This is a genomic window from Cupriavidus sp. 291-E7, assembly GCF_057798835.1.
Genome location: NZ_JBYOJV010000010.1, coordinates 100,726 through 121,540, shown reverse-complemented (window position 1 = coordinate 121,540; position 20,815 = coordinate 100,726). Strand labels below are relative to the sequence as shown.

Below are 20,815 nucleotides of genomic sequence, written 5' to 3'. Positions count from 1 at the left end.
TCGTGAAGCTTCAATTATAGGAAGTTGCGCTCGACGGCCATCGCGCATGAAAAAAATGCGCGCAGGGGCTTCACAAAATTGAAAACTTCTATATAATCTCATTTCTCGGTTGCGGCTGTAGCTCAGTTGGATAGAGTACTTGGCTACGAACCAAGGGGTCGTGGGTTCGAATCCTGCCAGCCGCGCCAACCCGATACGTGAAAAGGGCTTCCAGAAATGGAAGCCCTTTTTGCATTCCTGCCTCTTTTCTGTCTCCCAAGCACGTAGTGTCCTGCGTGTTCTTTTCCCAGCGCTGTCGGTGTCTATCCTGTTTTCATGCGGAACAGGAACGCGCACGCCTGGACTCGTTCCAACATTCATCAGCAACCTCGCGGCGGAGGCAACTCATGCAACAGGAAGAGTGGCGCACGGAAGGCTATCGCGGCATGGACGCATACGTACTCGTGGTTTCGCATCACGACGCGATGGCGGGAAGCGTGGGGGATACCCAGGCGTGGGGCTATGAAGTACGCGTTGCGCAAGAGGGCATGGACCCCTCGGATGCTGGAGATACGGAGATGCTCTTCAGCGGCGCTCATGTTTTTGCCACGCGCCATGCGGCTGAAGTTGCGGCGTTCGCCGCGGCCTATGCGCTGATCGACAAGCTTGTGGGGGCGGCGCGCTGAAGCCATGTTGCCCGCGCGCGCGTCACACAGCGAGTTCCTTGCGATGTGTGCAATGGCTTATCTCAGGCCGATTCCGGTGCGATCGGTTTTCGATTGACCTGGATCATTTTTGGTTTGGTGCACGACTTCTAGTCTGGATGCGTGCGCGCCATCGTGCGCGTCTGCAGCAGATAACAGGGAGCGCATCATGCCCGAGTACGAAGGATTCAAGATCGTCTACGAAGTGATTGTTCTGCCCAAGGACAAGTGGGCCATCATGGTCGAGATCATTCGGCGTGAAGATGGCGAGGTTCTGATGGGGCGTCACAATCCTTTTCCGCGACAGCCGTTCGATACGAAGCTTGAAGCGCTGGATCACGTGAACCGCTATGTAGCGAGCACGATGAAGGATCTGGACGTGGGTACGAAGAGGGTGCTGCGGCGCATTGCGTAGCGCGGTACGCGCGAAGGCTGCACGGGGTGCGAAGGCCTTCAGCACAAGCTGAAGGCCTTTTCTTTCTTATGGTGCACAAAAGACTTGCCAGATGCTTCAGACTGCTGCATAATCTTTTTCTTCAGACGCGGGGTGGAGCAGTCTGGCAGCTCGTCGGGCTCATAACCCGAAGGTCGCAGGTTCAAATCCTGCCCCCGCAACCAAATACCCAAAAGGGCCGCACATCACGTGTGGCCCTTTTGCTTTTCTGCTTCCTCATCGCTGCTGCTTTATCGGCAGCCCGCGGCACCGGCGTTCCGTGCGCGCGGATGTCACCTTCCCGATTACTCGCTGGCACTTCACGTACGAAAGCCCCGCATGGCGGTATCCGCCAGCGGGGCTTTCGTGTATCCGACTTGAGGGATGTAAGTCAGGTCTTGATCAGGGATGCCGCGCGTTTGAAGGTATCGCGCACCTGCGGCTGTTCTTCCTTGTCCGCAGCCTCGGCACGTGCCTTCAGGCGCGATGCCAGCACGGCAAGGTTGCCGCCATTGCCGCATGCCCGTGCCGCGTCGTTCATTACTTGCGTCAGTTCCTGGTTGACGTCGGCGCCGTCGAAGGCGCTGACCGATAGCGCCGATACGCGCTCCAGGTAGCTGTTGACCAGTGCTTCATCATGTTGCGGTTCGTCGGGCATGGCGGCTCCTAGTCGAACGATAAACACTGAGGTGCGATCAGCCTGGGGCTATCGATGCGGTGGCAACTGCGGTGCCGCAATCACTCGCCGGCGCGCGGGTTTGAGTGCGCGAGTGGGCCACAACACGTAGTTGGTATGCGGGTCCATCGGCTTGCCGAAATAGGAGACCCAAACTTGTACGCCGTGCTCGGTTTCGGACACGATCGCCGCCACGGCACGCGCCGCGACAGACGGGGACTTCAGCAGGTCCGCCAGCGCTTCGACGCCCTGGACCACATGATGCTTCACCCCTTTGAACCACACGTATTGACGCATGGCAGCAAGAAAACGCTTGGTCATGAATTTTGCTCTTCTCGTTGGCAATGCGAAATTGAGACCACAGCTTACACGGATAGTTGTGACGGTTTTGTAGGCCTGCGTCTGATTTTCTCTTCACCTTTGAGTGAAAGTGACGGAATCGCACTTCGCAATGCGAAGGGGAATGGCGCGGCAAATGTGCGGTGTCAAATTGACAAGCAAATGTACTTGTCTTAGCGTGGTTGCATATGCTGCACATCATCTGACGTGTCTTGGCCCGCATGGGCATGGAGGCAATGTGGAAAGCGTGGCAGACCTCGAAGGGCGGCAGGAGCGCGGCAAGGCATTGCGCCAGAAAGTGCCGCGACGCGCGCATGAATCGACGGGCAACGTGGACCGTGATCCGATCCGCCTGCTCGAAGCCAGCAGCGCCGGGCGCGTCAACAAGCTGGTGCCACTACGTTATGGGCGCATGATTGCGTCGCCATTCACGTTCTTCCGTGGCAGTGCCATCCTCCAGGCACATGACCTGGCCGGCACGTCGAACTCGGGTCTGATCCACCAGATCTGCGGCGATTGCCACCTGTCGAACTTCGGCGGATTCGCCACGCCCGAGCGGGCGCTGCTGTTCGACGTCAATGATTTCGACGAAACGAGTCCAGGCCCCTGGGAATGGGACCTGAAGCGCCTGTGCGCCAGCTTTGTCGTGGCCGCGCGTCATCTGCGGCACGGCGCGGAGGCGGCGAATGACCTGGTCTTCCAGGTCGTCACCAGCTACCGCAACCGCATGGCCGAGTATGCGGAGATGAGCATTCTCGATACCTGGTACGACCGCATTACCTTCGAGCGCCTGTTCGAGGATGCGAGCGATCCCGATATCCAGAAGCGCATCCGGCGAGCGATGGAGCGCGCGGCCGAACGCACGCACGAAACGCTGCTACCCAAGCTTTCGGAGCGCGATGGCGACCGGTGGCGCATTCTCGATGCGCCGCCAGCCGTATTCCACGTGCGCGGCGCACGCACGCTGTTCGATCCGAAGGACGAATGGCTTGGCGTTGACAATCCACGAATGGTTGTCGAGCAGTGTTTTGCCGACTACGTTTCCACACTGGCGTCAGACCGCCGTGAGCTGCTTTCACACTTCAAGCTGCACGACATGGCATTCAAGGTAGTGGGTGTGGGCAGCGTCGGCACCCGCTGCCTGATTCAGTTGATGATCGACACCCACGGCAAGCCGCTGTTCCTGCAGGTCAAGGAAGCCTCGAAGTCGGTGGTGGCGCGCTACTTCAAGTCACCGTCGAATTCGCATGACGGCCGCCGCGTGGTGGAAGGGCAGCGGCTGATGCAGGCGGCCAGCGATCCATTCCTTGGCTGGTCGAAGGGACCATTCGGCCGCCATTTCTATATCCGCCAGCTGCGCGACATGAAGTTCTCGGCCGACATCGAGCTGATGGATCTCAATCTGCTGGCCGCCTATGGCCGCGTATGCGGCTGGGTGCTGGCGCGCGCCCACGCCAAGGCAAGCGGCCTGGCAGCGGAGATCAGCGGCTATCTGGGCACGAGCGACCGCATGGCCGAATCGATGATCGCCTATTCGAACGCCTACGCCGACCAGGTGGAGCGGGACTACGATGTGTTCGTGAGGGCCTGTCGGTCGGGACGGCTCGAGGCGCGTACCGATGCCGATATGGCCGCCGATTTCCGCGTGTAGATGCAACCTTTGGGGGAGCACCGATGACTGAATCCATGCTGCTGCAACTGATGGTGGAGGTAGAGAAAGCCGACCCCATCGACTACGCGAATCTGCCGTTCGACGACGAAAAGCTGCGCATGCTGGCCTGCAAGCTGATTGCCGAGCGATCCACTGAGCTGGAGACCTCGGGGTTGTCGCAGGAAGCGCTGCTGGCCACACTCTGGGCGTCCACCGCCAAGCTCGTGCTGGAGAACATCGTGCTCAACGCCCGGCTGCTGACGCTACAGGGCAAGCCAGAAGACGCGCGCGTACTGATCGACCGGATCGCCAGGCAATCACGCGGAAAGTCCTGAGCGCAAGGCCGCCGCGAGCGGTCCATGCATCACATGGTGCGTGGACGTCGCCGATTGGCTAAAATAGCGCGTTTTCCGCCCCCATCGTCACTGCAGGTCTTTCTGGGGCGAGTTTGTCCTGGAGGATTTTCGGGTGATCAAATGGATAATCGTCGCGGCCTACCTGGGTGCCATCCTGTATGTGCACTTCCGCGGCAAGGTAAGGCTGCCGTTGATGCGCCAGATGCTCGATCATTCGGCACTGGTCGCGCCGATCAACTGCTTCATGTACATGTTCTCGGGCGTGCCGCGCACGCCATACATCGGCGTTGACCGCTTTCCCGAACTGGAAAAGCTGCGCGCCGCATGGCCGCAGATTCGGGACGAGGGTCTGGCCCTGATCGCGATGCGCAAGATCAAGGCTGCCGACAAGAACGACGACGCTGGTTTCAACTCTTTCTTCAAGTACGGCTGGAAGCGCTTCTACCTGAAATGGTACGAGGCACAGCATCCGTCGGCGGAAACCCTCTGCCCGAACACGGTGGCGCTGCTGCGTGAGATGCCGTCGGTCAAGGCCGCGATGTTTGCCGAGCTGCCGCCCGGCGGCAAGCTCAATCCGCACCGCGATCCGTTCGCCGGTTCGCTGCGCTACCACCTGGGCCTGTCCACCCCGAATGACGACCGCTGCTTCATCGAAGTGGATGGCGAGCGCCACAGCTGGCGCGACGGGCAGGGCGTGGTGTTCGATGAAACCTATCTGCACTGGGCCGAAAACCGCAGCGAAACCGACCGTCTGATCCTGTTCTGCGATATCGAGCGTCCGATGCGATATCGCTGGGCTGCCTCGTTCAACCACTGGATGGGCCGCAAGGTGATGACGGCCGCCAGCTCGCCGAATGACGACAACGACCAGACCGGTGCGATCAACAAGCTGTTCCGCTTCGTGTGGCTTGGCGGCCAGTACCGCCGCCGCTTCAAGGCCTGGAACAAGAGCGTCTACTACGTGACCAAGTTCGGCCTGATCATCGGCGGTGTGGCACTGATCGTGTTGCTCTGACCGGGAGCGGTTCACGAAAAACGGCAGGCTTGAGGCCTGCCGTTTTTTTTCGCCGTGCAAAGCCGCGCTTCAGTCCGCGTTGGACTCGCGTCGCCGCTCGTTGCCCAGCGCTTCGTAATACGCCCGCTTGGATTCGTACATGCGGTGGTCGGCCAGCTTGACCGTGTCGGTCAAGCGGTCGCCCTGGATGCAGGTGGCCGCACCGATCGAAAACGAAAGGCGCGCGCCGGGATAGAACTGGTTGTTGAGCACAACCACTTCCTCGATCTGCTCGACGACCGTGGCCGCGCCGCGTTCGTCACGGCCCGGCAGCAACACCATGAACTCGTCACCGCCGATACGCGCGATGCAAGCCTGTTCGCCCACTGCCTTTTTCAGGACCTCGCCCGTGCGGCGCAGCAGCGCGTCGCCGTCGCCGTGGCCGAACTGGTCGTTGATCAATTTCAGCCCGTTCAGGTCGACCGCGATGACACTGACCGGCCACGGGCCCTTGCGGCCCAGCCTGGCCAGTTCGTCTTCGTAATACGCGCGGTTGTAGAGCTTGGTCAGCACGTCGTGCTTGCCCAGGAATTCCACATAGGCCTCGGCCTTCTTGCGCGCGGTGATGTCGGTCAGCGAGACCAGCACCTGGTCCCAGTCCGCTTCGCGCCCCGGAAACACGGACCACTGCATGAACACATCGACGGAGCGCCCATCCAGTGCGTAGTTGATGACTTCGCGTTGCTGCCAGAGTTTCTCGTGCCAGAGGTCGATCAGTTGCTCGGCAAAGTGGATGCGCATGTCGTCGCGGAACACGTCGCCCAGGCGGGACAGCAGGATCTCCTTGCTGGGCGCGCCAAACATCGCCAGCGTCTGCTGATTGACGTCCAGCACGCGAATCTCCTGCATGCAGCGCGAGACGAAATCCGGATGCACGTTCAGGAACGTGCGGAAATCGGTAATGCCGGCCGCGCGCACTTCATCGAGCAGCATCTTCACGGCGCTGAAGTCTTCCACCCACAGCGACACGGGCGAATGCTCGAACAGCCCGACGGCGTACTGCTGGGCGCGGCGCAGGTCGCGCTCGGTGCGCACCCGCGCGGTGATGTCCTCGATCGACAGCAGCACGCGCGACCAGTCGGCTTCATGGCCGGGCATCACATTGGCTTCCAGGCGGATGTCGAGCCGTTCGCCGTCCAGCGTGTAATTCACGGTCTGGCTGGAAAAGTGCCGGCCGCCATCCCAGAGTTGGGCCAGTTCCTCGACGTGCTGGTCGAACATGTCGTCGCGGAACACGCTGTCGAGGTTGGCCACCAGGTGAGTCAGGTCACGGGCGCGGAACAGGTTCAGCGTGCGCTGGTTGACGTCCAGCACACGGATCAGCGCGGAACAGCGCGCCACTTCGGCAGGGTTCTCGCGCAGGTGGCGGCGCAGGTCGGTCACACCATCGGCACGCAGTTGCTCAAACGCCTGGCGCACTGCGCTGAAGTCTTCCAGCCAGAGCGAGACGGGCGCTAGCTGGAACAGCGTCTGATAGTCGTTGTCGAGCGGCGATGCCGCGGCTGCGTGCCCCAAGTTGTTCTCCCTTGTCATGACGATGGCGTACCGCGCAATAGGATAGGCGAGGGCGCGTGCGTTGGGGAAGAATCGGGGACGAAAATCGGTGGCGCGCGCGGGTTTTTGCGTGCGCGCCACGCCGGGAGCTAGCCTGCCAGGCGGCGCGCCGCGGCCGCAACGGTGTCCAGTGCCTGTTCCAGCGCGGGGGTGCGCAGGTTGCCGCAATTCAGCCGCAGGTAGTGATTGAATCGGTTCGAGTTCGAGAACATGGCGCCCGGCATCACGCGAATGCCATCGCCAATCACCTGTTCGAATACCGCCTCGGACGACACGCTCCCCGGCATTTCCACCCACAGGTGCAGGCCGCCACGCGGCAGCGTCAGTCGCGTGCCCGCCGGGAAGGTGGCCGCCACCTTCTGCGCCATCCATTCGCGTTGCGTGCGCAGCTGCGTGCGCAAGCGGCGCAGATGCCGGTCGAACGCACCTGTGCCCATGTATTCGGCCACTGCGATCTGGGTCAGCATTTCGTTGGGCCGGGACAGTCCGAACTTGAGCATTTCCACGCGGGCCTGCCACTTGCCGGCGGTGATCCAGCCCAGCCGCATGCCGGGCGCCAGCACCTTGTGCAACGACGCGCAGTGGATCACCGTGCCGGTGGTGTCCCATGACTTGGCCGACGACAGCGGCGTGTCGTCGTCGAACGTGGCCGAGCAGCAGTCGTCCTCGATCATCGCGATACCGCGCGCGGCACACCATGCCACCAGCCGCTGTTTGTGCGCGTCGGGCATTACGCAGCCAAGCGGGTTTTGCAGATTGGGTACCACGCACACGGCCTTGATGTTGGCATAGGTCTGCGCGGCGAGTTCCAGCGCTTCGAGCGAAATGCCGGTCTGGGGGCTGCAGGGAATTTCCAGTGCACGCATGCCCAGGCTTTCCAGGATCTGCAGCAGGCCGTAGTAGGTAGGGGATTCCACCGCGATAACGTCGCCAGGCCCGGCCACTGCCCGCAGCGCGAGCGTCAGGGCTTCCGTGGCGCCGTGGGTGACCACGATCTCCTCGGGCGACACATTGATGTGAGAACGCAGTGCGTGCCGTGCCAGCGCCGCGCGGAAAGCCGGATGACCGTCGGAATCGACGGACGTGCCAAACAGCTCGGGATACTTGCGCAGCGCACGCATGGCCGCGTTACGCAGCGCATCGGTCGGATACAGCTCGGGCGCGCCGCACGCGCCACCAAGGTTGATACGGTGATGCTTGCTGCGCGCGAGGATGGCCGAGATGCGTTGGTGGATGCCCACGTACTGCGCAGGATCGGGCAGGCCGGCCACGGGTTCTTCGATAGGGGCCAGGGCAGGCCGCACCGGCGTGCAGACAAAGTAGCCGGAACGGGGCCGGGCTTCGAGCAGCCCTGCGGATTCCAGTTCGCGGCACGCCTGCAGCGCGGTGGACAGGCTCACATCGTGCAGGCCCATCAGCGAGCGGACCGATGGCATACGATCCCCCGGCGATAGCGTGCCCGTCGAGATGGCCTGGCGATAATGGCCCGCCAGCCGCTGGTAGAGCGGTGCGGACGAATCCTGGAGGGCGGTTGGGACTATCGCGGACATGGCGCAATCATCGCGCGCGGGCGATGCTCGGAACAGATACAGATGAGTGGTCGCTGTATCGTAACAGGCCGGAAGTTTTTCATCTGTTCTGGTCGTGGCCGGAATTGCTTGTGCCTGTTGGCCTGGCAGGCGCGCCGATACGCTGGTGGCATGTTCGACGTTGCCCGAAGGAGCGCCACCATGCCATTCCACGACCCGATTCCCGGCGAAGTCCGGACCGTCAGCCTTTTCACCGATCAGTGCATCACTGTGCACTTGCGCGCGGGTGCGGTGGTGCACGTCTCACAAGGCAGCGTGGCCGTGACCGATGCTCCGCGCTGGCTGGCCGGGCAGGTTTGCCAGCCGTCGCGCGACCTCCATGCCGGGGGCGTCCGCGTGATCGAAAGGGCAGGTTGGCACCAGTTGGTGGCGCGTGGGCCGGCGCAGCTTCGCGTCATGCTGCCGGCGGCGCGCCCAGGGGTGTGGCGGCTGATAAAATCGCGCTTCGGCCGTTCTGGCCTCCTGCTGGGTAACCCCCGGCCACCAGACATCAAGGCCGCAGAATAATCGGTACCCCATGCTACGTCTCAGTGAAGTCAAACTGCCGCTCGACCATGCCGAGAGCGACCTCGAAGCTGCCGTGCGCAGCCATCTCGCACAAATCGGTGTCAAGGGCGACGGCCTTGTCGGATTTACGGTGTTCCGGCGCGCGCACGATGCGCGCAAGCGCGACGATATCAAGCTGACCTACATCATCGATATCGAAGTCAGGGACGAGGCCGCGGCAGTCAAGCGCATGCAGCGCAAACCGAACTGGAGCGTCACGCCGGACATGACGTACCACTTCGTGGCCAGGGCGCCGGAAGGCGGCCCGAAGTCGCGGCCCGTGGTGATCGGCCTGGGGCCGTGCGGCCTGCTGGCTGGCCTGCTGCTGGCGCAGATGGGGTTTCGGCCGATCATCCTCGAACGTGGAAAGGAAGTGCGCGAACGCACCAAGGATACGTTCGGGCTGTGGCGCAAGAGCGTGCTCAATCCTGAATCGAACGTGCAGTTTGGCGAGGGTGGTGCGGGCACGTTCTCGGACGGCAAGCTCTATAGCCAAATCAAGGACCCGAAGCACTACGGCCGCAAGGTTCTGAACGAATTCGTGCGCGCTGGCGCGCCCGAGGACATCCTGTTCAAGGCGCGTCCACATATCGGCACGTTCCGCCTTGTGAGCATGGTCGAGAAGATGCGCGCCGAGATGCTGGAGCTTGGTGCCGAGATCCGCTTCGAGACCCGCGTCGACGACATCGATATCGACAACGGGCAGGTGCGTGGCCTGAAGCTATCGAATGGCGACTACCTGCCGTGCGATCACGTGATCCTGGCCGTGGGCCACAGCGCCCGCGACACGTTCGAGATGCTGCACGAGCGCGGCGTATTCATGGAAGCCAAGCCGTTCTCGCTGGGATTCCGCATCGAACATCCGCAGGGCCTGATCAACCGCAGCCGCTTCGGCAAGTTCGCCGGCAACAAGCTGCTGGGCGCGGCCGACTACAAGGTCGTGCACCACGCCAGCAACGGCCGCGCCGTGTACAGCTTCTGCATGTGTCCCGGTGGCACCGTGGTGGCGGCGGCGTCCGAGCCGGGCAGGCTCGTGACCAACGGCATGAGCCAGTATTACCGTGCCGAGCGCAATGCCAACGCAGGCATCGTCGTTGGTATTACGCCGGACGAGGACTACCCCGGCGGTCCGCTGGCCGGTATCGAGTTCCAGCGCAAGTGGGAAGAGCGCGCGTTCGAGCTGGGCGGTAGCGACTATCGTGCGCCGGGCCAGCTGGTGGGCGACTTTATCGCGGGCCGTCCTTCGACGTCGCTCGGTTCGGTCGAGCCGTCGTACAAGCCCGGCGTGACGCCCACGGATCTGAGCACGGCGCTGCCGGACTACGTGATCGATGCCATCCGCGAGGCGCTGCCCGAGCTCGACAAGAAGATCGCCGGGTTTGCCATGCACGATGCCGTGCTGACGGGCGTGGAAACGCGTACTTCGTCGCCGCTGCGCATCCAGCGCAATCGCGACGATTATCAGAGCATCAACGTGCGCGGCCTGTACCCGGCAGGTGAGGGCGCGGGCTACGCGGGCGGTATCTACTCGGCGGCGATCGATGGCATCGAGGTGGCCGAGGCCGTGGCGCTGCACATCGCAAACGGGAAGTGAGCATGACGCAGCAGGCCGGGCACGACCCGAAAAGCGATCTTCAGCATGACAAGGTTGTGGCTGACGTCCGTCACTGGCTGACGCGCGCCGTGATCGGGCTGAACCTCTGCCCGTTCGCCAAGAGCGTGCATGTGAAGAACCAAGTGCGATACGTGGTCAGCGAGGCGTCCAGCGATGCCGATGCGCTGGACGATCTGGAGCGCGAACTGCGCCTGCTGGCTGAAGCCGATCCCGAGCAGATCGACACGACGCTGCTGATCATGCCGCATGCGTTGGCCGATTTCCTGGCCTACAACGACTTTCTGTATTTTGCCGACCGGCTGCTTGGCAGTCTGAAGCTGGAAGGCACGTTGCAGATTGCGAGCTTCCATCCGCAGTACCAGTTCGAGGGAACGGAGCCGGACGATATCGAGAACTTCACGAATCGTGCGCCATATCCGATCCTGCATCTGCTGCGCGAAGACAGTATCGCCCGCGCCGCCGAAGCGTTTCCCGAGGCCGAGGATATCTACGAGCGGAACATGGAAACGCTGCGCCAGCTGGGCCACGCCGGCTGGCTCAAGTGGATGGCGGGCAAGAGCGATCTGTAGAGACAGACCGCCGGCGCATCAGGCGGGCGTGAAAAACCGCTCGCCCAGTTCTTCCAGGCCCACCGATTCCAGCACTTGCTTGAGGCGCTCCGCCGGGCGGCGGCGCGGCAGATCCTTGTACTGGGCGATGATCAGCTCGTTCTTCATCGAGTGCTCCCAGCCCACGAGTTCCGTCACGCTGACCTGATAGCCATGTGCTTCCAGCTGCAGGCAACGCAGCACATTGGTCAGCTGGCTGCCGAATTCGCGCGTGTGCAGCGGATGGCGCCAGATTTCGGTCATCGGATTGCCGGCGAGCAGCCGGCCTTTGTGCTTGCGCAGCACGCTGGCCACCTCGGCCTGGCAGCACGGCACCAGCACGATGTGCTGCGCCTGCTTGGCCAGCGCAAAGCGGATGGCGTCGTCGGTAGCAGTGTTGCAGGCGTGCAGGGCCGTGACGACGTCGATGGTTTCCGGCAGGGCCGCCGATGTGATCGAATCCGCCACCGACAGGTTCAGGAAGGACATCCCCGGAAATCCCAGCCGCGTGGCCAGTGCCTGGGAGCTGGTCACCAGTTCTTCGCGTGTCTCGATTCCGAAGATATGCGAGTCGTCCTTCAGGTCCTTGAAGAACAGGTCGTAGAGGATGAAGCCCAGGTACGACTTGCCCGCGCCGTGGTCTACCACCGAGACCGCCCCCTTGGCGTCCTTCACTTCGCGTAGCAGCGGCTCGATAAACTGGAACAGGTGGTACACCTGCTTGAGCTTGCGGCGGCTGTCCTGGTTCATCTTGCCGTCGCGCGTCAGGATATGGAGCTCCTTGAGTAGCTCGATGGACTGGCCGGGGCGGACTTCGTAATTACTGGACATCGGGAATTCAGGGCGCTTCGGAAAGGGTGCCAGTTTACCGAAAACGGCGGCCCCCTACTTTTGTGGGCTAAAGTCCACCCCCGTTTCTGCCGTTGACTCTCCGATACGACAAGCAGAGTTGGCGCAAGTACGGCCGTCCAAGCGGAAGGACCCGGGGCACGAACCCCAGCCGGCTGGTGCCATGCAGAACGAGAAAGCGGGGAGCCATGAACGCGGACGTGGGATTACGCCTGGAACTTAACCAGCCGGGAGATCAGATAAGAGCGTGCTTTGCGCCGGAAACCGGGCGAATGCCTCCGGACCGCGCGGCACTGGAAGCTTCGCTGGCCGATCACGGCTGGCAGGGCGCCCGCCTGGACCCGGCGGCCGTCACCGGATTCCTGACGCAGTGCCAGCTGACCGACCGCGAAATCGATGCGGTCATCGGCAGCGTACTGGACGGCGCGTTCGAGCTTGAAGTCACCGGCGACAAGCTGCAACTGCTACTGACGCTGATGCCGCCCGAAGGTGGCCGTCCCATCGAAGAGAGCGATATCGCCGCGGCCGCTGCGTCGATGGGTGTGGTGGCGCTGCTCGATTCGGCGGCCATCCGCGTGGCGCTGGAGGCGGGCGCCTGCGAAGGCCGCGAGATTGCGCGTGGCGTGGCGCCAGTGCAGGGCGAGCAGGCCCGCTTCGACAGCCTGGTGCAGCAGCAACGGCCCGCGCAGGCCGATAACGAAGACGAGCGCGTGGACCTGCGAGACCTGGGCAGCTTGCTGCTGGTGAATCCGGGTACCGCGCTGATGCGCCGCACTGCGGCCAGGTCCGGCAAGGATGGCATGGACATCCTGGGCAAGCCGATTGCCGCCGATATCGTGGTCGATACCCCTTACGCGGCGGACCTGACCGGCGTGGCCGCGGACCCCAACGATCCCAATCTGCTGCTGGCCGTTATCGCCGGGTCTCCGCGCGTGCTGCCGAACGGGGTGATGGTCAGCCCGGTGGTGGACGTCGAAGCCGTGGACCTGCACTCGGGCAACGTCAATTTCGATGGCTCGCTGCGAGTATCGGGCGATATCCGTACGGGCATGTCGGTGCGCGTAACCGGCGACGTGGTGGTGCAAGGCACGATCGAGGCCGCCCATGTGGAGGCCGGCGGCGATGTGATCGTCAAGGGCGGCATCATCGGCAAGTCTGATTCGGCCCACGGCGGCGACCCGAATGAGATTGCCAGCGTGCGCACCAAGGGCGCGGTCCATGCGCGCTACATTCAGAACGCCAGAGTCGAGGCAGCCACGGAAGTGGTGGTCGAAAGCGGCATCCGGCAAAGCGATGTGTCAGCCGGTGAGCGTGTGGTGGTGGGCACGCCGACGGGGCAGGGCAGTATCAGCGGCGGACGCACGCGCGCGCTGCAAACGGTGAGCGTGGCGACGCTGGGCGCGCCAGCCGGGACGGCGACGAGCGTCCAGGTAGGGCTGAACCCGTTTGCGGATGAGCAGAAAGCCGAGCTGGAGGTGCGCCGCCGCAAGGTGCTGGACGATCAGGCCAAGCTGCAGCAACTGGTGGCGTTCTTCGCCAAGCATCCCGAACGCGCGCAGGGCGATGTCCGGGAAAAGGCGCGTGCCACGATGTACAAGATCAACAAGGATCTGTTCGAACTCGATGCGGAGATTGCCAGGGTGGCCGAGCAGATCAAGCCGTCCGACGATGCCGTGATCGCGGTCGGCCGCCGCATTCATGGCGGGGTGACATTGCAGGTGGGGCACAAGGTGCTGAAGGTCATGGAAGACAAGACCGGCGGCCAGGTGCGCGTCATCGAAGACCGCATCACGGTGACTTGAACCTGTGACTTGAACCACTGAAGGATTGCGGTGGCGGCCGTAGCACGTCCGCGCACCGCATAGCGGATCGGCGTTGCTTCTTGCAACGCGGTGACGAGGCGCGGATGCATCGCTGAACGATGTGCGACGCTTCTTCCGCGCACCAAAGCAAAAAGGGCAACCCCAGTGGGTTGCCCTTCTTACTTCAAGTGAATGGTGCCGGAGATAGGAGTCGAACCTACGACCTTCGCATTACGAATGCGCTGCTCTACCAACTGAGCTACACCGGCGAAACCTAGACTTGTGAAACCTGTTCTATCCCTGAAACCCGCGCCGTTGCTGCGTTCGCAGTGTTTGCGTCGAATCGGATAGAGCCAGCGATAATATCAGCGGCTTCCGGATTTGTGAAGCCCCTCATGCAGGTTTTTTCTGAAATCCTGCGGGGAGAGGGCGCCCGGAGTGGCTGTGGCAGCAGGCTGGCGCTGCGACAACAGGCGTAAGGATCGCACGAAGCGTGATCGAGGCTTGAAGCAAAAAGGGGGCGAAGCCGCCCCCTTTTCCGGATTGACCAAAGGTGGTCAGTTCAGCAACCCATCAGAACTTGTGGCGCAGGCCGGCCATCACGCCCACGCGGCTGCCGTGGCCGTAGAACGGCGTCTGGAAGGTGGGCTGTGCACCCAGCGTGCGCCATGCATCGGTCAGCGTCGTGTAGTCGGCTTCGAGATAGACGTCGGTGCGCTTGCTGAACGCATAGTCGAGCATCAGCGCGCCCGTGAAACGGTTGCCCGAGTCGCCGGCATGCTTCAGATGATCGTAGGTGCCGATTGCGATCAGCGACCATGCCTGATCGAACTGGTACTTGGCGCCCAGGTAGCCGGCCTGGTTCTTGTAGCCGGCGTTGTCGACGTTGCTGTTCGTGTAGCCGAGGTAGATCGTGGCCGGACCCGCCGTGTACGTGCCGCCCAGCGTCCAGACCTTCTGGTCGCTGTTCGGTACGGTCACGCCGTAGTAGCTCGTGGTGTCCTTCATGATCTGGTAACCGCCGGCCACCATGAACGGACCCGCTGCATAGGTCAGGCTGCCGCCCGTCGACGACGACCGCGCAACGCTGCCGGGTTGCTCGCCGAATGCATGCTGGGCGGCAATGGTGAATCCGCCGAACTTGCCGGCGTACTTGACCATGTTGTCCTGGCGCACGCCGCCGGTGTAGTTGCCACCCTGGAAGCCGACGATGGCCAGGTTCGCCAGCGCCATCGCGTCGTAGCTGGCGATGACCTCATGGATCACCGTGAACTGGCGGCCGAGCGTGACCGTGCCGAAGTCGCCTTGCAGGCCGACGTATGCCTTGCGTCCGAACAGGCGGCTGCCCTGCAGGCTCTGGCCGGCGTCCGGCGAGAAGCCCGATTCGAGCACGAACAGCGCCTGGTAGCCGCGCCCAAGATCTTCCACGCCATAGAGACCCCAGCGGCTGCCGGTCAGCACGCCGTCGGTCATCTGCACCTTGCCGTTACCGGCGGCGCTTTCATTGGTGGTGTAGCGGATCGTGGTGTCGACAATGCCGTACAGCGTGACATTCGACTGCGCATGGGCCGGTGCCGCGGCACCAATGGCCGCTAGGGCTGCTGTGGTGACGAAGGGCGCAAGGGCTCGCTTCATGGTGTAGGTCTCCATCCTGGCTCGTTATGACGTTTTTGCTGCGAAAAACCGGTGCCGAATGCTTTTTTGCTTCTGCTGCCGCGTGTGGATCGGCGTGGCATTACCTTCACCGGTGTGCATGGGAGGCGCGCAGGGAAACGGTTCCCAGGCGCCAGGGCATGCAGCGCAAATCAATTGGGAAAGGCAATTGATGTGATCTGATGTCCTATGACATCGTACCTTACAGAAAAATAACGAAGCAAGACATACGATGAGACATTGGGTGGCTGAACAACACTGGAATGCGATATCAAATACCGCTTAATTCGGTTCCAATCCGGTGCATTTCCAAATTCTGCATTTGCTTAATTTGCATTGCAGCAAATGCGCGTCAGTTTCATGTAAGTTATTTAAATTCAACGGGAAAGCGTTTGCTGGCACCAAATTATGGGGTTTCTGGCGAGCAATTCCGGCATCGTTCAAACGCAGAAACTCACTCATATGAGTGAGGAAAATTCGCAGAGCAGCAATTAACGTCTGCATGTCTGCAACTTAAAACTTCTAGGGAATTTACTTAGGCCGTGTCACCTTGACCGAAGTTGGGGAGACGATTAGATTCCAGTTGCGTTGTATGACGACAGATCAATTACACCCTATTTAGTCATTTGCGCGCGTTGAGCTGGTCCCGCGCGCCTGTGCAGCCCGACACCATGTCTCAGAACTCCTCCCAAGACCCGCTCGACGGCGTCACTACCCGTTGCCATCGCATTCTCCTGACCGGCGCGGCCGGCAATCTCGGCAAGGTTCTGCGAGACCGGCTGAAGCGCTATGCCGATGTGGTCCGCGTTTCCGATATCGCCAATCTCGGTGAAGCCCGCGAGCAGGAAGAAGTGGTTGCCTGCGACCTGTCCGATGCCAAGGCAGTGCATGCGCTGCTGGAGGGCGTCGATGCCGTGGTGCATCTCGGCGGCGTTTCCGTGGAACGCCCGTTCGAGGAAATCCTGCCCGCCAATATCCAGGGCACCTACAACCTCTATGAAGCGGCGCGCCGTCAGGGCGTGCGCCGCATCGTGTTTGCCAGCTCGAACCACGTCATCGGTTATTACCGGCAGGGCGACGTGCTCGATGCCGACACGCCGGCCAGGCCCGATGGCTATTACGGCGTAAGCAAGGCATTCGGCGAACAGCTGGCCAGCTTCTACAGCGATCGGTACGGCATCGATACCGTGGCGCTGCGTATCGGGTCCTCGTTCCCCGAAGCGAAGGATCGACGCATGCTCGTCACCTGGCTTGGCTACGACGATCTGGAGCAACTGATCAAGCGTGCGATCTTCGTGCCGAAGGTCGGCTTTCTGATCGTCTACGGTGCCTCGGCCAACCGCGACAGCTGGTGGGACAACAGCAAGGCGGCGCGCCTGGGCTTCCAGCCCGTGGAGTCGTCCGAGCAGTTCCGCGCCAAGGTGGAGTCGGTGCCTCCGCTGCCGGCGGACGACGAGGCCGGCTGGTACCAGGGCGGGGCCTTCGTCAAGGCCGGGCCCTTCGGAGACTGAACGCGATGCCGGACACCTTCGAGAGAATCGGCAACATGCGCTGCGGCGTGGGCGAAAGCCCCGTCTGGCACGCAGGCGACGCCGCGCTCTACTGGACCGATATCCCGAACCGTACGCTGTGGCGTTTCGATCCGGCCACCGGCGGCACGGATCATTGGGCCATCCCCGAGATGGCTGGCTGCATGGCGATGACGGCAGACGGTGGCTGGCTGCTGGCAATGGAGAGCGGCATCTTCCGCATCGGCCGGCTGGTGGCGGGGCAGCCCGCTCCGGCACTGCAACGCGTGGCAACCGTGCGGCACGCGCGTGACGGCATGCGTTTCAACGATGGCCGCTGCGACCGCCAAGGCCGTTTCTGGGCCGGCACGATGGTGATGGATATGTCGCTGGCCGCCACCGACGGCAAGCTCTACCGCTACGACGCACGCAGCGGCGCGCTCGACGTGATCCGCGAAGACATGATCACGCCGAACGGCCTGGCCTTCAGCCCCGATGGCCGCACGATGTACGTGTCCGACTCGCACCCCGCGCGGCAGGCCGTATGGGCCTATGACTACGACATCGATACGGGCACGCCGGGCAACGGCCGCGTGTTTATCGACATGAACCTGTATCCGGGCCGGCCCGATGGCGCGGCCATCGATGAAGACGGCTGCTACTGGATCTGTGGCAACGATGCCGGCCAGGTGCACCGGTTCACGCCCGATGGCCGCCTGGACCGCAGCGTGGCCGTGCCATTCGCCAAGCCCGCGATGTGCGCATTCGGGGGGCGCGAGCTCGACACGCTTTACGTGACTTCCATCCGCACCGATGACACCGACCCGCTGTCTGGCGCCGTGGTGGCGTTGCGCCCTGGCGTGCGCGGAACGGCGGAGCCTGTGCTGCGCGACTGACGAGATCCAGAGACGGCGCGCCGAGCCAGGCGCGCCGGGCAATGCGTTGACTTGAAGAACGAATAAATCCGATAACCAGGAGGCAAACAACATGTTGCAACAACGTTTTATGCGTACCCGTCTGGGTACCCTGATGGCCGCACTCGTCGCCGCCGTGGCGCTGCCGGTCGGCGTGCACGCCGCGGAATTTCGCTCCGCCGACATCCATCCCGACGACTATCCGACCGTACAGGCCGTGCGCTACATGGGCGATCTGCTCAAGCAGCGCTCGAACGGCAAGATGTCGGTCAAGGTATTCGCGCAAGGCTCGCTGGGCAGCGAGAAGGACGCCATCGAGCAGACCAAGATCGGCGCGCTGTCGATGGTGCGTGTGAATTCGGCCGCGATGAACAACATCTGCGAGGCAACCATCGTGCCGACGATGCCGTTCCTGTTCCGCTCCACCGAGCACATGCGCCATGTGCTGGACGGCCAGGTTGGCGAAGACATCCTGAAGTCGTGCGAAAAGAACGGCTTCATCGGCCTGGCCTGGTATGACAGCGGCTCGCGCTCGATGTACACCACCAAGCGCCCGATCAAGACGCTGGCCGACGCCAAGGGCATGAAGATCCGGGTGCAGCAGTCGGACCTCTGGGTATCGCTGCTCGAAGCCATGCACGCCAACGCCACGCCGATGCCGTGGGGCGAGGTCTACACCGCGCTGAAGACCGGGCTGGTCGATGGCGCCGAGAACAACTGGCCCAGCTACGAAAGCTCGCGCCAGTTCGAAGTGGCCAAGTATTACTCGCTGACCGAGCATTCGATGGCCCCCGAAATGCTGATGTTCTCGAAGGTTGCGTGGGACCGCCTGTCCAAGGAAGACCAGGCGATGGTGCGCCAGGCCGCCAAGGACTCGGTGCCGTACATGCGCAAGCTCTGGGATGAGCGCGAGCAGAAGTCGCGCAAGCTGGTCGAGGCTTCGGGCGTGCAGATCATCCAGGTGGACAAGGCATCGTTCCAGGCCGCGATGAAGCCCGTCTACGACCGCTTCATTACGAGCGCGCAGATGAAAGACCTCGTGCGCCGCACGCAAGAGACGAAGTAACCCACGCAGTCAGCAGCAGGGAATTTCATCATGCTTTCGCCATCCCCAACGCCGGCCACGCCGGCGGATGGCGCGCATGGTCCCGCCGACAAGGCGGTGGCCGTGCACGCCAGTTTCTACACCCGTTTCTGTGCCTCGCTGGCACGCGCATGCCTGGGCCTGGGCGTCTTCGGCCTGGTGCTGCTCGTGATCGCGGTGCTCTATCAGGTTTTCGGCCGCTACGTGCTCAACGACACGCCCACCTGGGCCGAGTCGATCGCGATGCTGCTGGTGCTCTATGTGACCATGTTTGGCACTGCCGTCGGCGTGCGGGACTCGGGCCATATCGGCCTGGAGTCGCTGCTCGTGCTGCTGCCGGACCATTTGCGCACCAAGCTCGAACTGCTGATCCACACACTGGTCGGCATGTTTGGCGCGATCATGGCCTACAACTGCGCGTTCCTGGCAATGTCCGTTGCCGACTACAAGCTGCCGACGCTGGGCATTTCCGAAGGCTGGCGCTATCTGCCACCGGTGATCGCCGGCGTGCTGATCGTGCTGTTTTCGATCGAACACATCATCGCAGTGCTGAAAGGCACGGAAGTGGAGCCGGCATGGCACTGATCATCCTTACCGTCTGCTTTTTCGGCTTCCTGATCCTCGGGGTGCCGGTTGCATTTGCCATTGGATTGTCGGCCGTGGCCACGATCCTGTACGAAGGATTGCCGCTGGCGGTGGTGTTCCAGCAGATGACGTCCGGCATGAACGCGTTCTCGTTCCTGGCCATCCCGTTCTTCATCTTCGCGGGTGAATTGATGCTCTATGGCGGCATTGCCGACCGTATCGTCAGTTTCGCCAAGTCGATGGCCGGCCATGTGCGCGGCGGCCTGGGCATGTCCAACGTGGTGGCGTGCACGCTGTTCGGTGGCGTGTCCGGTTCGCCGGTGGCCGACGTTTCCGCGATGGGCGCCGTGATGATCCCGATGATGAAGCGCGAGGGTTATCACGCCGACTACGCGGTCAACGTGACCACCCATGCGGCACTGGTGGGCGCGCTGATGCCGACCAGCCACAACATGATCATCTACACGCTGGCCGCGGGCGGCAAGGTGTCGATTGCCGCGCTGATCCTGGCTGGCGTGCTGCCGGCGCTGATTCTGACGATCTGCAACCTGGCCGCTGCCTACTTCGTGGCACGCAGCCGTGGCTATCCGGCGGGCACGTTCCCGGGCTGGCAGATCGTGGGCCATTCGCTGGCCGCCGCGCTGCCGGGCCTGTTCGTCGTGGTGCTGATCCTGGCCGGCATTCTGTCGGGCGTCTTCACCGCCACCGAGTCGGCGGCCGTGGCCGTGCTGTATGCGCTGACGCTGACCGTGTTCCTGTACCGCTCGCTGACGAAGGAGCAGTTCATCAAGGCCGCGGCCAAGGCGGTGAAGACCACCGGCGTGGTGCTGCTGCTGATCGGTATTTCGGCAACGTTCGGCTACATGATCAGCCTCTATGGCGTGGCCGAGCTGACGGGCCAGTTCCTGAGTTCGGTGTCGACCAGCCCGTGGGTGATCTTCCTGATGGTGAACGTGATGCTGTTCATCCTCGGCACGTTCCTGGACATGGCCGCCACCATCCTGATCTGCACGCCGATCTTCCTGCCGATCTGCATGCACTACGGCATGAACCCGGTGCAGTTCGGCATGCTGATGCTGATTAACTGCGCGCTGGGGCTGAATACGCCGCCCGTGGGTACCACGCAGTTCGTGGGTTGCGCGATCGGTGGCGTGTCGGTGGGTCAGGTCATGCGAACCATCTGGCCGTTCTACGGTGCGTTGCTGGCCGCGCTGTTGCTGGTGACTTATGTGCCGGCGTTCTCGCTGTGGCTGCCGGAGACGCTGCTGAAGTAGGCAGTCGAAGCAGCTGTGGTGTTCCCCCCTCTCCGCCAAGCGGAAGAGGGGGGCCGTTTCGTC

At 62.7% G+C, this 20,815-nt stretch carries 20 protein-coding genes and 3 tRNA genes; 16 read left to right on the top strand and 7 right to left on the bottom strand.

Translation table 11 applies throughout. From position 1 onward, the window contains the following. Positions 1 to 111 precede the first annotated feature (111 nt). The 4 genes from AC3FLX_RS18785 to AC3FLX_RS18770 all read left to right on the top strand — a co-directional run bounded on the left by AC3FLX_RS18785 (position 112) and on the right by AC3FLX_RS18770 (position 1,301). A tRNA-Arg gene (locus AC3FLX_RS18785) sits at positions 112 to 188 on the top strand. 198 nt (positions 189 to 386) lie between these two features. Further along, positions 387 to 665 carry a hypothetical protein gene (locus AC3FLX_RS18780; RefSeq protein WP_488698812.1) on the top strand — a complete coding sequence of 93 codons (279 nt, stop codon included), beginning with the start codon at positions 387 to 389 and terminating at the stop codon, positions 663 to 665. Positions 666 to 852: 187 nt separating this feature from the next. Then, positions 853 to 1,098, top strand: coding sequence for a hypothetical protein (locus AC3FLX_RS18775; protein WP_488698811.1), 246 nt, complete (start codon positions 853 to 855; stop codon positions 1,096 to 1,098). Positions 1,099 to 1,224: 126 nt separating this feature from the next. After that, a tRNA-Met gene (locus AC3FLX_RS18770) sits at positions 1,225 to 1,301 on the top strand. Between the two features lie 206 nt (positions 1,302 to 1,507). Here AC3FLX_RS18770 and AC3FLX_RS18765 read toward each other — a convergent pair. Together AC3FLX_RS18765 and AC3FLX_RS18760 are read right to left on the bottom strand one after the other, a co-directional pair. Then, positions 1,508 to 1,774 carry a hypothetical protein gene (locus AC3FLX_RS18765; protein ID WP_488698810.1) on the bottom strand — a complete coding sequence of 89 codons (267 nt, stop codon included), beginning with the start codon at positions 1,772 to 1,774 and terminating at the stop codon, positions 1,508 to 1,510. Between the two features lie 48 nt (positions 1,775 to 1,822). Then, positions 1,823 to 2,113, bottom strand: coding sequence for a hypothetical protein (locus AC3FLX_RS18760; protein WP_488698809.1), 291 nt, complete (start codon positions 2,111 to 2,113; stop codon positions 1,823 to 1,825). A gap of 256 nt (positions 2,114 to 2,369) precedes the next feature. Between AC3FLX_RS18760 and AC3FLX_RS18755 the strand changes: the two genes are divergently transcribed. The 3 genes from AC3FLX_RS18755 to lpxO all read left to right on the top strand — a co-directional run bounded on the left by AC3FLX_RS18755 (position 2,370) and on the right by lpxO (position 5,153). After that, entirely contained in the window at positions 2,370 to 3,782 is a 1,413-nt protein-coding gene (locus AC3FLX_RS18755; RefSeq protein ID WP_488698808.1) for a DUF2252 domain-containing protein, read from the top strand. Between the two features lie 23 nt (positions 3,783 to 3,805). Beyond that, positions 3,806 to 4,117, top strand: coding sequence for a hypothetical protein (locus tag AC3FLX_RS18750; RefSeq protein ID WP_488698807.1), 312 nt, complete (start codon positions 3,806 to 3,808; stop codon positions 4,115 to 4,117). 133 nt (positions 4,118 to 4,250) lie between these two features. Next, on the top strand, positions 4,251 to 5,153 hold the full coding sequence (gene lpxO, locus AC3FLX_RS18745; protein WP_488698806.1) for a lipid A hydroxylase LpxO: 903 nt from the start codon (positions 4,251 to 4,253) through the stop codon (positions 5,151 to 5,153). A 69-nt stretch (positions 5,154 to 5,222) separates the two neighbouring features. On the opposite strand, the gene AC3FLX_RS18740 is transcribed toward lpxO, so the two are convergent. Then, positions 5,223 to 6,725: a sensor domain-containing diguanylate cyclase gene (locus AC3FLX_RS18740; RefSeq protein ID WP_488698805.1), complete on the bottom strand. Its 1,503-nt coding sequence runs from the start codon at positions 6,723 to 6,725 to the stop codon at positions 5,223 to 5,225. A 110-nt stretch (positions 6,726 to 6,835) separates the two neighbouring features. Next, positions 6,836 to 8,296: an aminotransferase-like domain-containing protein gene (locus AC3FLX_RS18735; RefSeq protein WP_488698804.1), complete on the bottom strand. Its 1,461-nt coding sequence runs from the start codon at positions 8,294 to 8,296 to the stop codon at positions 6,836 to 6,838. A gap of 180 nt (positions 8,297 to 8,476) precedes the next feature. Between AC3FLX_RS18735 and AC3FLX_RS18730 the strand changes: the two genes are divergently transcribed. Genes AC3FLX_RS18730 through AC3FLX_RS18720 form a run of 3 tightly spaced genes read left to right on the top strand, consistent with a single transcriptional unit; the run spans position 8,477 to position 11,065 of the window. Then, positions 8,477 to 8,842, top strand: a complete 366-nt coding sequence (locus AC3FLX_RS18730) for a hypothetical protein (protein WP_488698803.1) — start codon at positions 8,477 to 8,479, stop codon at positions 8,840 to 8,842. Between the two features lie 10 nt (positions 8,843 to 8,852). After that, positions 8,853 to 10,475, top strand: coding sequence for an NAD(P)/FAD-dependent oxidoreductase (locus AC3FLX_RS18725; protein ID WP_488698802.1), 1,623 nt, complete (start codon positions 8,853 to 8,855; stop codon positions 10,473 to 10,475). 2 nt (positions 10,476 to 10,477) lie between these two features. Beyond that, positions 10,478 to 11,065 carry a DUF1415 domain-containing protein gene (locus AC3FLX_RS18720; protein ID WP_488698801.1) on the top strand — a complete coding sequence of 196 codons (588 nt, stop codon included), beginning with the start codon at positions 10,478 to 10,480 and terminating at the stop codon, positions 11,063 to 11,065. Positions 11,066 to 11,083: 18 nt separating this feature from the next. Here the strand turns inward: AC3FLX_RS18720 and AC3FLX_RS18715 are convergent, their stop codons facing one another. Then, entirely contained in the window at positions 11,084 to 11,914 is an 831-nt protein-coding gene (locus AC3FLX_RS18715) for a class I SAM-dependent methyltransferase (RefSeq protein ID WP_488698800.1), read from the bottom strand. Positions 11,915 to 12,120: 206 nt separating this feature from the next. Between AC3FLX_RS18715 and AC3FLX_RS18710 the strand changes: the two genes are divergently transcribed. After that, on the top strand, positions 12,121 to 13,734 hold the full coding sequence (locus tag AC3FLX_RS18710) for a flagellar assembly protein A (protein WP_488698799.1): 1,614 nt from the start codon (positions 12,121 to 12,123) through the stop codon (positions 13,732 to 13,734). A 193-nt stretch (positions 13,735 to 13,927) separates the two neighbouring features. Here AC3FLX_RS18710 and AC3FLX_RS18705 read toward each other — a convergent pair. Then, positions 13,928 to 14,003: transfer RNA gene (locus tag AC3FLX_RS18705), tRNA-Thr, on the bottom strand. A gap of 304 nt (positions 14,004 to 14,307) precedes the next feature. Further along, positions 14,308 to 15,369, bottom strand: a complete 1,062-nt coding sequence (locus tag AC3FLX_RS18700) for a porin (RefSeq protein WP_488698798.1) — start codon at positions 15,367 to 15,369, stop codon at positions 14,308 to 14,310. Between the two features lie 689 nt (positions 15,370 to 16,058). Between AC3FLX_RS18700 and AC3FLX_RS18695 the strand changes: the two genes are divergently transcribed. The 5 genes from AC3FLX_RS18695 to AC3FLX_RS18675 all read left to right on the top strand — a co-directional run bounded on the left by AC3FLX_RS18695 (position 16,059) and on the right by AC3FLX_RS18675 (position 20,752). After that, positions 16,059 to 16,898: an NAD-dependent epimerase/dehydratase family protein gene (locus AC3FLX_RS18695; RefSeq protein WP_488698797.1), complete on the top strand. Its 840-nt coding sequence runs from the start codon at positions 16,059 to 16,061 to the stop codon at positions 16,896 to 16,898. 5 nt (positions 16,899 to 16,903) lie between these two features. After that, positions 16,904 to 17,791: an SMP-30/gluconolactonase/LRE family protein gene (locus AC3FLX_RS18690; protein ID WP_488698796.1), complete on the top strand. Its 888-nt coding sequence runs from the start codon at positions 16,904 to 16,906 to the stop codon at positions 17,789 to 17,791. Positions 17,792 to 17,924: 133 nt separating this feature from the next. Then, positions 17,925 to 18,875 (top strand): TRAP transporter substrate-binding protein, encoded by a 951-nt coding sequence (locus AC3FLX_RS18685; protein ID WP_488698963.1) that lies wholly within the window; start codon positions 17,925 to 17,927, stop codon positions 18,873 to 18,875. A gap of 27 nt (positions 18,876 to 18,902) precedes the next feature. Further along, positions 18,903 to 19,478 carry a TRAP transporter small permease gene (locus AC3FLX_RS18680; RefSeq protein WP_488698962.1) on the top strand — a complete coding sequence of 192 codons (576 nt, stop codon included), beginning with the start codon at positions 18,903 to 18,905 and terminating at the stop codon, positions 19,476 to 19,478. Beyond that, positions 19,469 to 20,752: a TRAP transporter large permease gene (locus AC3FLX_RS18675; protein ID WP_488698795.1), complete on the top strand. Its 1,284-nt coding sequence runs from the start codon at positions 19,469 to 19,471 to the stop codon at positions 20,750 to 20,752. Before AC3FLX_RS18680 ends, AC3FLX_RS18675 begins: the two co-directional genes overlap by 10 nt. Positions 20,753 to 20,815 lie beyond the last annotated feature (63 nt).

Bases quoted from the DNA above. Each gene is read 5' to 3' on its own strand.
- AC3FLX_RS18780 (WP_488698812.1), top strand. From the start codon at position 387: ATGCAACAGGAAGAGTGGCGCACGGAAGGCTATCGCGGCATGGACGCA.
- AC3FLX_RS18775 (WP_488698811.1), top strand. From the start codon at position 853: ATGCCCGAGTACGAAGGATTCAAGATCGTCTACGAAGTGATTGTTCTG.
- AC3FLX_RS18765 (WP_488698810.1), bottom strand. From the start codon at position 1,774: ATGCCCGACGAACCGCAACATGATGAAGCACTGGTCAACAGCTACCTG.
- AC3FLX_RS18760 (WP_488698809.1), bottom strand. From the start codon at position 2,113: ATGACCAAGCGTTTTCTTGCTGCCATGCGTCAATACGTGTGGTTCAAA.
- AC3FLX_RS18750 (WP_488698807.1), top strand. From the start codon at position 3,806: ATGACTGAATCCATGCTGCTGCAACTGATGGTGGAGGTAGAGAAAGCC.
- AC3FLX_RS18740 (WP_488698805.1), bottom strand. From the start codon at position 6,725: ATGACAAGGGAGAACAACTTGGGGCACGCAGCCGCGGCATCGCCGCTC.
- AC3FLX_RS18735 (WP_488698804.1), bottom strand. From the start codon at position 8,296: ATGTCCGCGATAGTCCCAACCGCCCTCCAGGATTCGTCCGCACCGCTC.
- AC3FLX_RS18730 (WP_488698803.1), top strand. From the start codon at position 8,477: ATGCCATTCCACGACCCGATTCCCGGCGAAGTCCGGACCGTCAGCCTT.
- AC3FLX_RS18725 (WP_488698802.1), top strand. From the start codon at position 8,853: ATGCTACGTCTCAGTGAAGTCAAACTGCCGCTCGACCATGCCGAGAGC.
- AC3FLX_RS18720 (WP_488698801.1), top strand. From the start codon at position 10,478: ATGACGCAGCAGGCCGGGCACGACCCGAAAAGCGATCTTCAGCATGAC.
- AC3FLX_RS18715 (WP_488698800.1), bottom strand. From the start codon at position 11,914: ATGTCCAGTAATTACGAAGTCCGCCCCGGCCAGTCCATCGAGCTACTC.
- AC3FLX_RS18710 (WP_488698799.1), top strand. From the start codon at position 12,121: ATGAACGCGGACGTGGGATTACGCCTGGAACTTAACCAGCCGGGAGAT.
- AC3FLX_RS18700 (WP_488698798.1), bottom strand. From the start codon at position 15,369: ATGAAGCGAGCCCTTGCGCCCTTCGTCACCACAGCAGCCCTAGCGGCC.
- AC3FLX_RS18695 (WP_488698797.1), top strand. From the start codon at position 16,059: ATGTCTCAGAACTCCTCCCAAGACCCGCTCGACGGCGTCACTACCCGT.
- AC3FLX_RS18690 (WP_488698796.1), top strand. From the start codon at position 16,904: ATGCCGGACACCTTCGAGAGAATCGGCAACATGCGCTGCGGCGTGGGC.
- AC3FLX_RS18685 (WP_488698963.1), top strand. From the start codon at position 17,925: ATGGCCGCACTCGTCGCCGCCGTGGCGCTGCCGGTCGGCGTGCACGCC.
- AC3FLX_RS18675 (WP_488698795.1), top strand. From the start codon at position 19,469: ATGGCACTGATCATCCTTACCGTCTGCTTTTTCGGCTTCCTGATCCTC.